Here is a 12,349-nt window from a genome sequence, read left to right as displayed (position 1 = left end):
AAACCTAGCATGGAATTCGTGACGTCCGTCTGGTCCTCGCCCGAGCGGCCGGCCTATCCGCACCAGGCGCTCGCGGTGGTGTTGCAGGTCCGGAGCGCGCGCCTGCACGTGATGCTCTGGCACCGGGCCAAGGAGCCGTTCGCCGGTTCCTGGGCGTTGCCAGGCGGGCCGCTGCTGCCGGAGGAGACGCTCGGCGCATCGGTCGGTCGGCAGCTCGCGTCGAAGGTGGAGGTCGCCCAGCTCGCGCACCTGGAACAGCTGGAGACCCGCAGCGACCCGCACCGCGACCCGCGCAGCCGCACCGTGGCGACCGCCTACCTCGGCCTGATCCCGGGCGACCTGGACCCGGTGCTGCCCGAGGACACCGCCTGGCACCCGGTCGACGCGCTGCCGGGGACGGCCTTCGACCACGGCTCGATCGTCGGATCGGCCCTGGAGCGGCTGCGGGCGAAGCTCTCGTACACCAACGTCGGTTTCGCGCTCGCCCCGCCGACGTTCACCGTCGCCGAGCTGCGCGAGATCTACGTCGCCGCGCTCGGCTACGAGGTGACCGCGACCAACCTGCAGCGGGTGCTGCTGCGCCGCGGCGTGCTGGAGCCGACCGGCGAGCTCGCGGCGCCCGGCCGGGCGGGGGGCCGCCCCGCGGCGCTCTACCGCTTCGTCACGTCGGGGCTGGAGGTCACCGATCCGTTCGCCGTCCTGAAGCCGCCCGCGCCCCGCTGACCGGCCGGCTCAGGCCGGGTCGGTCACGCCGACGTGGGCCAGCAGCTGTCCGGCCACCCCGGTGTCCCCGCCGATGGCGCGCTCGACCAGCCGGGTCAGCTCGGGGTCCCGGTCGGCGGGCACGTCCTTGACCACGGCGGCCCCGTCCTGCGGGCGGGTCCCGGTCACCCGGACGGTGCCGTGCTCGATGGTCACGGTCCCGTCGAACCCGGCCTCGTGGACCTCCAGCGTCGTCGTCCCGTTCGTCGCCATGCCCGCCCCCCTACCCGGCCGCCCGGCGCTCCAACAGCCCGCCGCACGGGGTGCCCGTTCCTCGGAGCCCCGCGGTCGGGTCACTCGCCGGTGGCGCCGTCCAGGGCCTCGCGGATCAGGTCGGCGTGGCCGTTGTGCCGGGCGTACTCCTCGATCAGGTGGAGGAGGATCCAGCGGAGCGAGAACGCGTCCTCGCGGCCCCACGGCCGGTCCTCGGTGTCCAGCGGCAGCCGGCGGGCCACCTCGCCGACCGCGTCGGCCGCCGCCCGCCAGGTCGTCCAGGCCGCGGTCACGTCGTCCGCAGTGACGGCCCCGGGGTCGACGCGCCACTGCTCGTGGCGGTCGCGGACGACGTCGGGCCACAGGTCGTGCGGCAGGCCGCCGAAGCCGACGAGCCAGCCGGTCTCCACCGCCGCGAGGTGGCGGACCATGCCCAGCAACGTGAGCTCGGAGCTGGGAAGCGCCCGCGTGGCCAGCTGCTCAGGGGTCAGGCCGGCGCACTTCCACTGCAGCGTCTGCCGGTGGAACTCCAGGAAACCGGTCAGCAGCGTGACCTCGTCGCCGGTCAGCGGCGGCTCGGTGCGGTGGTCGGGAGGCGCCATGGTCACCATCTCCTGCGGTCGGGCACCCGGTGGGGAGCCGGCAGCGCGCATCCTGCAGCAGGGGAGTGACGAGAAGGCCGACCGGCGGCGCGCCCGGCAGGGATCGAACCTGCGACCAAGTGCTTAGAAGGCACCTGCTCTATCCGCTGAGCTACGGGCGCTCGCGACCGATCATCGCACCGCCCCGCTCGCGGGGGACCGCGCCCGGGTGCGGGGTCGTCCACAAGGGGCAGGCGTGTCCACAGTTCCGGGAAAGGCCTGCTCCGGTCCCCGGCGGGCGGTGAGGGTCGACGGCACACCGGCACCGCGCCGGTCGCGCCACCCGGCGCAGCACCCTCCGAGGAGCACCGTGAACGACACCATCGTCACCGTCGTCGGCAACGTCGCCGACGACCCGCGCCGCAAGACCACGCAGAACGGCGCGGTGACCAACTTCCGCATGGCCTCCACCGCCCGCCGCTACGACTCCGGCAGCGGGCAGTACGTCGACTCCGGCACCTTCTGGATCGACGTGGAGTGCTGGAACACGCTGAGCGGCAACGTCTCGGCCTCGGTGAGCAAGGGCGACCCGGTCATCGTCCGGGGCGCGATCACCACGCACAGCTGGGACTCCGACACAGGTCGCCGGAGCAAGCCGCAGATCAAGGCCTTCGAGGTCGGCCACGACCTCACCCGGGGCAGGGCCGCGTTCCGGCGCGACCGGTCGGAGCGAGCCCTGGAGGGCAGGGATGGCGTCGACACCGCGACCGGTGAGCTGCACCCGGAGGCCGACGAACCGGCCGAGGCGTACCCGACGACCGAGGAGTTGCGGGCGGGACGGGACTACGTGGGGGACGACGAGACGTTGTCCTCGGTGGACGACCTCGATCCCTCGGAGGAGCCCGCGCACATCTAGTTGCCCGGGCTGGGAGGATCGGAGGCGAGAACGTACGGGGTGGGGTCGCGACCCGCGGCCCCGCCCCCGCTCGCGAGACGACGGAAGGCTCGGCAAGCCAGTGGCTCAGTACATCTACACGATGGTCCGCGCGCGCAAGGCGCACGGCGACAAGGTGATCCTCGACAACGTCACCCTGTCCTTCCTGCCCGGCGCGAAGATCGGCGTGGTCGGTCCCAACGGGGCCGGCAAGTCGACCGTGCTCCAGATCATGGCCGGCCTGCAGCAGCCCTCCAACGGTGACGCGACGCTCGCCCCCGACGCCACCGTCGGCATCCTGCTGCAGGAGCCGCCGCTGAACGAGGAGCTCGACGTCCGCGGCAACGTGGAGGAGGCGGTCAAGCCGCTCCGCGACGCCCTGCGCCGCTTCGAGGAGGTCAGCGCGGCGATGGGCGAGCCCGACGCCGACTTCGACGCGCTGATGGCCGAGCAGGGCGAGCTCATGGAGGTCATCGAGAACTCCGACGGCTGGGAGCTCGACGCCCGCATCGAGCAGGCGATGGACGCGCTGCGCTGCCCGCCGGGCGACGCCGACGTCACCGTGCTCTCCGGTGGTGAGCGCCGCCGCGTCGCGCTGTGCAAGCTGCTGCTCGAGGCGCCCGACCTGCTGCTGCTGGACGAGCCGACCAACCACCTCGACGCCGAGAGCGTGGCCTGGCTGGAGCAGCACCTGGAGAAGTACGCCGGCACCGTCGTCGCGGTCACCCACGACCGGTACTTCCTGGACAACGTGGCCCAGTGGATCCTCGAGCTCGACCGGGGCCGGGCGTACCCCTACGAGGGCAACTACTCCACCTATCTGGAGACCAAGGCCGCGCGCCTGCAGGTCGAAGGAGCAAAGGACGCCAAGCGGCAGAAGCGCCTCAAGGAGGAGCTGGAGTGGGTCCGCTCCGGCGCCAAGGCCCGCCAGGCCAAGAGCAAGGCCCGCCTGGCCCGCTACGAGGAGATGGCCGCCGAGGCCGAGAAGTTCCGCAAGCTGGACTTCGAGGAGATCCAGATCCCGCCGGGCCCGCGGCTGGGCAGCGTCGTGGTCGAGACGAAGAACCTCACCAAGGGCTTCGGCGACCGCGTCCTCATCGACGACCTGACCTTCACCCTCCCGCGCAACGGCATCGTCGGTGTCGTCGGCCCGAACGGCGTCGGCAAGACCACGCTGTTCAAGATGCTGGTCGGCGAGGAGAAGCCGGACGACGGCGAGATCAAGGTCGGCGAGACGGTGCAGCTCTCCTACGTGGAGCAGAACCGCAGCGGCATCGACCCGAAGAAGACCCTGTGGGAGGTTGTCTCCGACGGCCTCGACCACATCAAGGTCGGCAACGTCGAGATGCCCTCGCGCGCCTACGTCGCCGCGTTCGGGTTCAAGGGCCCGGACCAGCAGAAGCCGGCCGGGGTGCTCTCCGGCGGTGAGCGCAACCGGCTGAACCTGGCGCTGACCCTCAAGCAGGGCGGCAACCTGCTGCTGCTCGACGAGCCCACCAACGACCTCGACACCGAGACGCTGACCAGCCTCGAGGGCGCGCTGCTGGAGTTCCCCGGCTGCGCCGTCGTCGTCAGCCACGACCGGTGGTTCCTCGACCGCGTGGCGACGCACATCCTCGCCTACGAGGGCGACTCGAAGTGGTTCTGGTTCGAGGGCAACTTCGCCGACTACGAGAAGAACAAGGTCGAGCGGCTCGGCCCGGACGCGGCCCGCCCGCACCGCGCCACCTACCGCAAGCTCACCCGCGACTAAGGCCCTCTTCGGAGGCTCGGCCCGAGCTTGCGAGGGCCGAGGGGAAGAGGGTCCTTCCGCCCGCTGCCCCCACGCCTCGCACGTTCGGCGCGGGTCCCCGCAGCGGGGCCGTTCCATCGCCGCACCCTCGGCCGGTCCGGAGCATCTGCTCCGGACCGGCCGTCGGCGTTCCGGGGCGGGGCCGGGGACGTCCCGCTCCGTGCCCCCTGGTCCACCGCGCTCCGGCCTCCTAGCCTCGCGTCGTCCTCGTCGTGCACCGGCACGACCGCGATCCGCGGGGTGCGCATGGACCTGTTGGACCTGGCCCGGGCCGAACGAGAGGACCTCCGCGCGCTCCTGGTGGGTCTCGCCCCCGAGCAGTGGGCTGCCCCGTCGTTGTGCGAGGGCTGGTCGGTCCGCGACGTGGTGGCGCACGTGCTGAGCTACGAGGAGCTCGGCACACGGCAGCTGGCCGAGCGGTTCCTCCGCGGCCGCTTCACGGTGGACCGCACGAACGCCGTGGGGCTGCGCGAGTACGGCACCCGGACACCTGCTGAGCTGGTCCGGCTCCTGGACGACCACCTCACGCCCTCCGGGCTGACCGCCGGGATGGGCGGAGCCATCGCGCTGACCGACGGGATGATCCACCAGCAGGACATCCGGCGTCCCCTCGGTGTGCCCCGGTCCATCCCGGCCGAGCGGGTGGTGCCGGCGCTGCGGACCGCGCTGTTCGCCCCGACGCTGCTGGGGGTGCTCCGCGTGCGCGGCGTGCGGCTGGTGGCCACGGACGTCGACTGGACGTTCGGGCGCGGCCCCGAGGTCACGGGCACGGCTGAGGCGCTCCTCATGACCGTGGCCGGGCGCCGCGGTGTGGTCGGGGAACTGTCCGGACCCGGCCAGGAGCGGCTGGCCCGGCGCCTCCGCGGATGACCCCCGGCATCGGTTGCCGGCCACCGGCGTGTCAGCCGAACCGCTCGACGAAGCGGCGCTGCCACGGCGTCTCCACCGCGCGACGCCGGTAGCCGCGACGGACGAACGCCACGGCCCGGTCGGACGGGACGCCGTCCAGCACCGCGAGACAGGCCAGCGCCGTACCGGTGCGCCCGGTCCCGCCCCGGCAGGCGACCTCGACCCGACCATCGACGGTGCGTTCCAGCGCGGCCCGCAGTGCATCCCGCAGCGCCGCCGGGTCGGCCGGCAGCGAGAAGTCGCGCCAGCGCACCCAGCGGCTCTCCCACGGGACGCGGGGCCGGCGACCGCCCAGGTAGACCCCGAACGTCGGTTGCGGCCCCGGTGCCACCTGCCGCAGCGACCTCCCGCGGACGCGCCGCCCCGAGGGGAGCGTCAGCACGCCCGGCGCATCCGCCGCCCACGGCTCCACATCGACGACGCTAGATCCCCGGTGCCCCCGATGCAGCCGCCCCGGCACGGCTCGCCCGTCGGCGTAGGGCAGGGTGGCGGCGTGAGGCACACGGTGCACGTCCCCATGCGCTGGTCGGACATGGACGCCTACCAGCACATCAACAACGTCGCCTTCCTCGGCTACTTCGAGATGGCGCGGGTCAACCTCTTCTTCGAGCAGCCGACGCACGACGAGAGCACCGGCATGCGCCGCGGGCTCGTCGTCGCATCGCACGAGATCGCCTACAAGCGGTCGGTCGTCTACGACGCCGAGCCCCTCGAGGTGCAGGTCTGGGTGTCCGGCATCCGCGCCGCAGCGTTCACCTGCCACTACGAGCTCTTCGACCACGGGGCGCTCGCCGTCACGGGCAGCACGCTGCTCGTGCCGTTCGACTTCGCCCTGAACCGGCCCCGCCGGATCACCGCGGAGGAGAAGGAGTTCCTCGCCCGCTGGACCGACGAGCCCGCCGGCACCTGAGCTCCCACGCACCCGGGAGCTCGGCGAGGAGCACGTCGACGGACGCTCTGCCTCTGCTCCCCGTGGCACTCAGAGGCAGAGCGCACGCGAAGACCCGTGGCGGTCGGCGGGTCAGCCGTTGACGACCCGCGGCACGGGGCGGTCGGCACCTGTCGGCGCACCGCGGCGGGCGGCCTCCTCCTCCGGGATCGGCCGCACGACGGCGCCCTCGGCGATCACCGCGCCCCCGAACACGGCCGCGTTGATGCCGCCGCGGTGCACCATCGCCTTCACCAGCTTGAGCCCGGTCAGCCGCTCCAGGTGCGTGCACGGCGGGCAGCGCTTCATCCCGAACAGCAGTGCGTCGCCCACCGCGAACCACCGGCCCACCAGCGAGGACAGGTCCACGCCGGTGGTCACCAGGTTCCGCCGGGTGTCCGCGGTCGAGAACGCGCCGCCCACCTCGGCGGCCACGGCGGCGACGTCGTCCCGGTCGATCAGCGTCAGCTGCTTCTCCAGGTCGGGGTACTGCGCCCACGTGCCGCCGCCCAGGGCGTAGCGGTCGCCGTCCAGCCCCATCCCCGGCACCAGCCGTGCCGACGGCCTCCGGCTCATGGGTCCCGCGGCCGCGGACGTCGTCCAGATCTCCAGCAGCGAACCGGTGTGCACGGGGGCCTCCACGGGGTCAGGCGGCGGCAGCGGGGGAGCGGCGTCCCCGGGCCGGGGGGACGTCGTCGGCGCCGCGGGCGTCCAGCGCCTCGCTCACGGTGTGCGCCATCTGCAGCAGCTGCACCAGCAGCGGGGCCACCGTCGTCCGCACGCCCCGGATCCCGCGCGCCGACCCGCCGCGTGCGGCCTGCGCCTCCCGGATGCGCGCGGCGCGCTCGGCCAGCACCGGGATGAACCGCAGCGCCATCGACACGACCAGCCCGATCCGCGCGGGACGCACGCCGACCACCCGCAGCGGGGCGCACAGCCGCTCGATCACGGCCACCATCTCGGTCACCCGCGTCGTCGCCGTCACCACGCCGGCGGCCAGCACCAGGGTCAGCAACCGCAGGACGGTGACTGCAGCGGTGGTCGGGTCGCTGAACGCGGTGTGGAAGACCAGCAGGCCGACCAGCCACCACAGCACCGTGCGCGCCTGCCGGGCCAGCCCCGCCGCCGGCACGCGCGCGAGTCCGATGCCGATGGCGAGGACGCCCAGCAGGGCGCCGGCGACCACGGGCACCGTCGGCACGACGAACAGGGCGACCGCGAGGGCCGCCAGCGTCAGCAGCTTCGCGCCCGCGGGCAGCCGGTGCACGGGGCTGCGGCGGGGCACGTACAGGGCGAGGGTCATCGGTGCTCCATCAGCGCCCGGTAGGCCGCGATCGCCACCCGCGGGGCCGCGTCCTCCACGATCCGGCCGCCGTCGACGACGAGCACCCGGTCGAAGCCGTCGAGCAGGTCCAGCTGGTGGGTGACCACGACCACCTGCTGCTCCAGCTCGTCGATCACGCGGGCGACGCGCCGGGCGTTGACCAGGTCCAGCAGCGTCGTCGGCTCGTCGAACACCACGCGGGCGGGCCGCATGACCAGCACTCCGGCGATCGCCAGCAGCTGCTTCTGCCCGCCGGAGAGCAGGTGCGCGGGGTGGTCGGCGTGCCCGGCCAGCCCGTACCGCGCCAGCACCTCGGCGACCCGCGCCGCCCGCTCGGCGGCCGGCACGCCCTGGTTCTCCAGCCCGTAGGCGGCGTCCTCGGCGACGGTGGGATGGACGATCTGCGCGTCGGGGTCCTGGAAGACGAAGCCCACGCGGCGGCGGACCTCGCGCACGGAGCTGCGGGTGTCCAGGCCGTCGACCAGCACCAGCCCGGACGTCGGCACGACCAGCCCGTTGAGCAACCGGGCGAAGGTGCTCTTGCCCGAGCCGTTGGCGCCGACGACGCCGATGCGCGCCTCGGTCAGGTGCAGGTCGACGTCGCTCAGCACGGCGCGGTCGCCGTAGCGGTGCGAGACGCCCCGCAGCTCGATCCCGCGGGCCGGGTCGGCGACGGCGTCGGCCCGCGGCTCCGACCTGCGGAACCTCACCGGTCGGCGAGCGCCCGCTGCGGTCGGTCGATCACCGGGTAGCTGCGGCGCACCTGGACGGCGATCGCCGCGGCGATGAACGCCTTGGCCGCATCGCCGGGCAGGAACGGCAGGGCGCCGGAGACGATCGCCGCGCCCAGCGACAGGTTGCCGACGGCGGCGAGCACCGGCACGCCGATCAGGTAGATGACGACCATGCCGCCGACGATGTTGGACAGCACGCCCCAGGCGACGTTGTAGCGGGCCCAGAACCGCTCGGTCAGCCAGCCGGTGACGAACGCGGCGAACGGCCAGCTGATCAGGTAGCCGGCGGTCGGGCCGGCGAAGACGCCGAGGCCGCCGCTGCCGCTGGCCAGCAGCGGCAGGCCGATCGCGACCAGGACCAGGAACAGCAGCACGGCCAGGAAGCCGCGGCGGGCACCCAGCACGCTGCCGGCGAGCATCACGCCGAGCGTCTGCGCGGTGATCGGGACCGGGCCGATGTTCACGGCGGGCAGGGTGCCCAGCACGGCGATGATCGCCGCGAAGAGAGCGATGTAGGCCAGGTCCCGGGTCTTCATGTCAGCTCCTGCATCGGACCGGTAGGTGCGCCGCCGGTCCGGCGTCGCCTGCGGCAAGGTACCCGAGCGCCGCGGGGCGCCCGGGCACCGGCCGGTCGGCTCAGGGCTGCAGCCACACCGCGGCGTCGTCGGGCAGCTTGCCGTCGTCGACCGGCGCGCTGCTCAGCAGCACCCGGCCCTCGGGCAGCGGCACGGGGGCGCCGGACAGGTTGACCAGGCAGACCAGCCCGCCGGGACGCCGGAAGGCGACACAACGGTCGGGTGACTGCAACCACTGCAGATCCTCGCCGTGGAACAGCGGGGACGAGGCGCGCAGGGCGAGCGCGCTCCGGTACAGCGACAGCATCGAACCGTCGTCCGTGCACTGGGCCTCGGCCGTCAGGGACGCCCAGCCGTCGGGCATGGGCAGCCAGGTGTCGGCCGTGGACGAGAAGCCGTAGGGCGGCTCGGTACCCGACCACGGCACCGGGATGCGGCAGGCGTCGCGCCCGCGCTCGGTGCCGCCCGAGCGGAACCACATGGGGTCCTGCAGCACCTCATCGGGCAGGTCGACGTCGGGCATGCCGAGCTCGTCGCCGTTGTACAGGTAGGCCGCTCCGGGCAGGGCCAGCTGCAGCAGCGCGGCCGCGCGGGCCCGCCGGGTGCCGAGCTCCCCGCCGCCGTACCGGGTCACGTGACGCGGGCGGTCGTGGTTGGACAGCACCCAGCACGCGGGCGCCGGTGTGCCCTCGACCGCGGCGAGGGAGTGGGTGATCGCGTCGCGCAGCCCGTCCGGCGTCCACTCGGCGGTGAGCAGCTTGAAGTTGAACGCCAGCTGCAGCTCGTCCTCGCGCAGGTACTGGGCGAGCCGGTCGTCGTCGGAGACCCACACCTCACCGACGGCCATGGTGCCCGGGTACTGGTCGAGCACCGCCCGGATGCGGCGGTGCACCACGTGCACGCCGTCCTGGTCGAACCGGTGGTCGCCGGGGCCGTGGTCGTCGAGCAGCCCGGTGTCGTCCATCGGGACCATGTCGGGCAGCCCGTCCGGCTTGGCCATGCCGTGGGCGACGTCGATCCGGAAGCCGTCCACCCCGCGGTCGAGCCAGAAGCGCATCGTCTCCTCGAGGTCGGCCACGACCTCGGGGTTCGCGAAGTTCAGGTCCGGCTGCTCGGGGGCGAAGATGTGCAGGTACCACTGTCCGTCGGGCACCCGGGTCCACGCCGGGCCACCGAACACCGACGGCCAGTTGTTCGGCGGCTCGCTGCCGTCGGGCCCGCGCCCGTCGCGGAACAGGTAGCGTGCCCGCTCCGGGGACCCGGGGCCGGCGGCCAGCGCCGCCTGGAACCACTCGCGCTCGTGGGAGCTGTGGTTGGGCACCAGGTCGATGGTGACCCGCAGGCCGAGGGCGTGGGCCTCGCCGAGCATCGCGTCGAACTCCGGCAGGTCCCCGAAGACCGGCTCGACGTCCCGGGGGTGGGCGACGTCGTAGCCGTGGTCGGCCATCGGCGAGGGGAAGAAGGGCGTGATCCACAGGGCGTCGACGCCCAGGTCGCGCAGGTACGGCAGGCGCGATCGCAGGCCGGCCAGGTCGCCGACGCCGTCGCCGTTCCCGTCGGCGAAGCTGCGGATGTAGACCTGGTAGAAGACCGCGTCGCGCCACCAGTCGGCGCCGGGGCGCAGGGTGCGTGCGGCCCCCTGCAGGGGCCCGCCGCGAGCGGGCGAGTGGTGGGGGGCAGGGGGTCCTTCAGCCGGGCTCACCGGGCTCCTCGATGTCGGTACGTGCAGTGTCGGTGCGCGCTCGCGTCCCCGGACGGGGACCGGCGGGAGCCGGGGCTCAGCCCTCGGCGTCGGCGGGGAAGCGGTTCTGCATGCTGCGGGCGGCCATCTCCAGGTAACCCCACAGCGTCGCTTCCTGCTCGGGCGGTAGCCCGAGGGAGTCGACGGCGTCGCGCATGTGGGTGAGCCAGGCGTCCCGCTCCACCGGGCCGATGGCGAAGGGCGCGTGCCGCATCCGCAGCCGCGGGTGCCCGCGCTGCTCGGAGTACGTCGTCGGCCCGCCCCAGTACTGCTCGAGGAAGCCACGCAGCCGCGTCTCGGCGCCCTCCCAGTCGTCCTGGGGGTACAGCGGCTGCAGCACGGGGTCGGTGCGGACGGCTGCGTAGAAGCGCTGCACCAGCCGGCGGAAGGTCTCCTCGCCCCCGACCTCGTCGTAGAAGGTCCGCGCCGACGGCAGGGACCGCCTCGACTCGCTCATGCTCCGGTAGCCCCCTCGGCCTCGACCACGACGTCCGCCCGGTTCCGCGTCCGCCGATAGGCCCTCAGCGCCGGGGCGACCGCGATCATTCCGAGGGCGCCCGAGAGGGCCACGACGACAGCCGGGCTGAGCCCCTCGGCGGCCAGGCCGGCGGCGAGCGCGCCGATGCCCTGCACCCCGGCCAGCCCGCTGGCCGCGACCCCGAACGCCCGCCCGCGGTAGGCGCTGGGCACCGCCTGCACGAAGGCGACGTTGAGCGGGATCGACCAGGCGGCGCCGAGCCCCGAGAGGAAGAGCATCCCGACCAGGATCCAGAACGGCACCGCCCCCGGGCCGGCCACCGCCGCGACCACGCCGCCGACCAGCACCGGGGCGAGGGAGACCAGCACCAGCGGGGCGACGAGCCGCTCCCGTCGCGTCGGCGGGACCAGGCGCGCGATGACCAGCCCGCCGATGGTGACCCCCAGCGGGTTGGCCGCGAGCAGGATGCCGACCGCCGTCGCGCCCTGGCCGAGCGAGTCCACCAGCGGCGCGGCGATCCCCTCGGAGGCGTAGACGAAGCCCGTGGTGACCCAGAGGACGGCGACGATCGCCAGCAGGCGGGGGCTGCGCCGGATGAACCGCAGGCCGTCCGAGGCGTCGCGCCACAGCGATCCGGGCGCGCCGGCGCCGTCGGTCGCCGGCGCCGGCCGGGGCTTCAGCCGGGCCCACAACCAGACGGCGGAGACGACGAACGTGGCCGCGTCGATCAGCAGCGCGGCGGAGGGGTTGAGCACCGCCACGAGCGCGCCGCCGGCGAGGAAGCCGGCCACCTGGGCCAGCTGCAGCGTGATCCCGGTGAGCGAGGTGGCGACGGCGTACCGGTCGCCGTCGAGCACGTCGGCCATGAGCGCCGACCGCGCCGACTCGAACGGGGGCGCGCACAGGCCGACCACGAACAGGAGGCCGAGCAGGAGCGGCAGCGGCATGCCCGGGATCGCCATCAGGGCCACCAGCCCGGCTCGGGCGAGGTCCGTGGCGATGAGCACCCGGTGGCGGGGCAGCCGGTCGGCGAACGCCGACAGCAGCGGCCCGCCGAGCAGCCAGGGCAGGTGGCTGATGGCGAAGGTGAGGGCGGCCAGCAGCGGGGAGTCGGTGCGCGCGTAGACCAGCACGGTCAGCGCCACCCGGGCCAGCTCGTCGCCGGCCGCGGACAGCAGGTAGGTGCCGAACAACGGCCGGAACTCGCGGACGGCGAAGACCTCGCGGAACGTGGCCTGCCGGACGGTGGCGTCGTCGCCGGGGTCGTCCGGTGCCTCGGCGCTCAGCGGAGCCCCGTTCCCGCAGACCACGAGCCGCCGCGGTCGGCGGCGGCCGGTCCGGCGTCAGCGCCGAGCACGGTCGGTGATCCGGTCATTAC

15 protein-coding genes and 1 tRNA gene are annotated in these 12,349 nt (G+C 73.9%); 5 read left to right on the top strand and 11 right to left on the bottom strand.

The features are described 5' to 3' along the window. Positions 1-9: 9 nt before the first annotated feature. Positions 10-723, top strand: coding sequence for an NUDIX hydrolase (locus ACI8AG_RS04865; protein ID WP_456596135.1), 714 nt, complete (start codon positions 10-12; stop codon positions 721-723). Between the two features lie 9 nt (positions 724-732). On the opposite strand, the gene ACI8AG_RS04860 is transcribed toward ACI8AG_RS04865, so the two are convergent. From ACI8AG_RS04860 to ACI8AG_RS04850, 3 genes are all read right to left on the bottom strand, one after another. Next, a complete protein-coding gene (locus ACI8AG_RS04860; RefSeq protein ID WP_456596134.1) occupies positions 733-975 on the bottom strand; it encodes a hypothetical protein in 243 nt (80 codons plus the stop codon). Between the two features lie 80 nt (positions 976-1,055). Then, positions 1,056-1,577 (bottom strand): DinB family protein, encoded by a 522-nt coding sequence (locus ACI8AG_RS04855; RefSeq protein ID WP_456596133.1) that lies wholly within the window; start codon positions 1,575-1,577, stop codon positions 1,056-1,058. Positions 1,578-1,665: 88 nt separating this feature from the next. Further along, positions 1,666-1,738 (bottom strand) — tRNA-Arg (locus tag ACI8AG_RS04850). Positions 1,739-1,926: 188 nt separating this feature from the next. Between ACI8AG_RS04850 and ACI8AG_RS04845 the strand changes: the two genes are divergently transcribed. From ACI8AG_RS04845 to ACI8AG_RS04835, 3 genes are all read left to right on the top strand, one after another. After that, positions 1,927-2,472 (top strand): single-stranded DNA-binding protein, encoded by a 546-nt coding sequence (locus ACI8AG_RS04845; RefSeq protein ID WP_456596132.1) that lies wholly within the window; start codon positions 1,927-1,929, stop codon positions 2,470-2,472. Between the two features lie 100 nt (positions 2,473-2,572). Then, positions 2,573-4,243: an energy-dependent translational throttle protein EttA gene (gene ettA, locus ACI8AG_RS04840; RefSeq protein WP_456587693.1), complete on the top strand. Its 1,671-nt coding sequence runs from the start codon at positions 2,573-2,575 to the stop codon at positions 4,241-4,243. A 285-nt stretch (positions 4,244-4,528) separates the two neighbouring features. Then, entirely contained in the window at positions 4,529-5,152 is a 624-nt protein-coding gene (locus ACI8AG_RS04835) for a maleylpyruvate isomerase family mycothiol-dependent enzyme (RefSeq protein WP_456587692.1), read from the top strand. Between the two features lie 31 nt (positions 5,153-5,183). Here the strand turns inward: ACI8AG_RS04835 and ACI8AG_RS04830 are convergent, their stop codons facing one another. Next, a complete protein-coding gene (locus tag ACI8AG_RS04830; RefSeq protein ID WP_456596131.1) occupies positions 5,184-5,603 on the bottom strand; it encodes a protein-tyrosine phosphatase family protein in 420 nt (139 codons plus the stop codon). Positions 5,604-5,684: 81 nt separating this feature from the next. Here ACI8AG_RS04830 and ACI8AG_RS04825 point away from each other — a divergent pair, with 81 nt between their 5' ends. Continuing rightward, a complete protein-coding gene (locus ACI8AG_RS04825) occupies positions 5,685-6,101 on the top strand; it encodes an acyl-CoA thioesterase (protein WP_456587690.1) in 417 nt (138 codons plus the stop codon). Between the two features lie 111 nt (positions 6,102-6,212). Here the strand turns inward: ACI8AG_RS04825 and ACI8AG_RS04820 are convergent, their stop codons facing one another. From ACI8AG_RS04820 to ACI8AG_RS04790, 7 genes are all read right to left on the bottom strand, one after another. Then, complete coding sequence (locus ACI8AG_RS04820) at positions 6,213-6,749, bottom strand: MOSC domain-containing protein (protein WP_456596130.1); 537 nt, start codon at positions 6,747-6,749, stop codon at positions 6,213-6,215. 16 nt (positions 6,750-6,765) lie between these two features. Continuing rightward, positions 6,766-7,422, bottom strand: coding sequence for an energy-coupling factor transporter transmembrane component T family protein (locus ACI8AG_RS04815; protein ID WP_456596129.1), 657 nt, complete (start codon positions 7,420-7,422; stop codon positions 6,766-6,768). Continuing rightward, positions 7,419-8,153, bottom strand: a complete 735-nt coding sequence (locus ACI8AG_RS04810) for an energy-coupling factor ABC transporter ATP-binding protein (protein ID WP_456596128.1) — start codon at positions 8,151-8,153, stop codon at positions 7,419-7,421. Before ACI8AG_RS04810 ends, ACI8AG_RS04815 begins: the two co-directional genes overlap by 4 nt. After that, positions 8,150-8,713 (bottom strand): biotin transporter BioY, encoded by a 564-nt coding sequence (locus tag ACI8AG_RS04805; protein WP_456596127.1) that lies wholly within the window; start codon positions 8,711-8,713, stop codon positions 8,150-8,152. Before ACI8AG_RS04805 ends, ACI8AG_RS04810 begins: the two co-directional genes overlap by 4 nt. A 100-nt stretch (positions 8,714-8,813) precedes the next feature. Continuing rightward, positions 8,814-10,454 (bottom strand): glycoside hydrolase family 13 protein, encoded by a 1,641-nt coding sequence (locus ACI8AG_RS04800; protein WP_456596126.1) that lies wholly within the window; start codon positions 10,452-10,454, stop codon positions 8,814-8,816. Between the two features lie 76 nt (positions 10,455-10,530). Next, on the bottom strand, positions 10,531-10,950 hold the full coding sequence (locus ACI8AG_RS04795; RefSeq protein ID WP_456596125.1) for a globin: 420 nt from the start codon (positions 10,948-10,950) through the stop codon (positions 10,531-10,533). Then, positions 10,947-12,281, bottom strand: coding sequence for an MFS transporter (locus ACI8AG_RS04790; protein ID WP_456596124.1), 1,335 nt, complete (start codon positions 12,279-12,281; stop codon positions 10,947-10,949). Before ACI8AG_RS04790 ends, ACI8AG_RS04795 begins: the two co-directional genes overlap by 4 nt. Positions 12,282-12,349 lie beyond the last annotated feature (68 nt).

It is taken from the genome of Blastococcus sp. SYSU DS0552 (assembly GCF_054050815.1).
This window is presented reverse-complemented; position numbering and strand designations above follow the sequence as displayed.

Excerpts from the sequence above, each read along its gene's own strand:
- ACI8AG_RS04865 (WP_456596135.1), top strand. The coding sequence starts at position 10 with ATGGAATTCGTGACGTCCGTCTGGTCCTCGCCCGAGCGGCCGGCCTAT.
- ACI8AG_RS04860 (WP_456596134.1), bottom strand. The coding sequence starts at position 975 with ATGGCGACGAACGGGACGACGACGCTGGAGGTCCACGAGGCCGGGTTC.
- ACI8AG_RS04855 (WP_456596133.1), bottom strand. The coding sequence starts at position 1,577 with ATGGCGCCTCCCGACCACCGCACCGAGCCGCCGCTGACCGGCGACGAG.
- ACI8AG_RS04835 (WP_456587692.1), top strand. The coding sequence starts at position 4,529 with ATGGACCTGTTGGACCTGGCCCGGGCCGAACGAGAGGACCTCCGCGCG.
- ACI8AG_RS04815 (WP_456596129.1), bottom strand. The coding sequence starts at position 7,422 with ATGACCCTCGCCCTGTACGTGCCCCGCCGCAGCCCCGTGCACCGGCTG.
- ACI8AG_RS04805 (WP_456596127.1), bottom strand. The coding sequence starts at position 8,713 with ATGAAGACCCGGGACCTGGCCTACATCGCTCTCTTCGCGGCGATCATC.
- ACI8AG_RS04795 (WP_456596125.1), bottom strand. The coding sequence starts at position 10,950 with ATGAGCGAGTCGAGGCGGTCCCTGCCGTCGGCGCGGACCTTCTACGAC.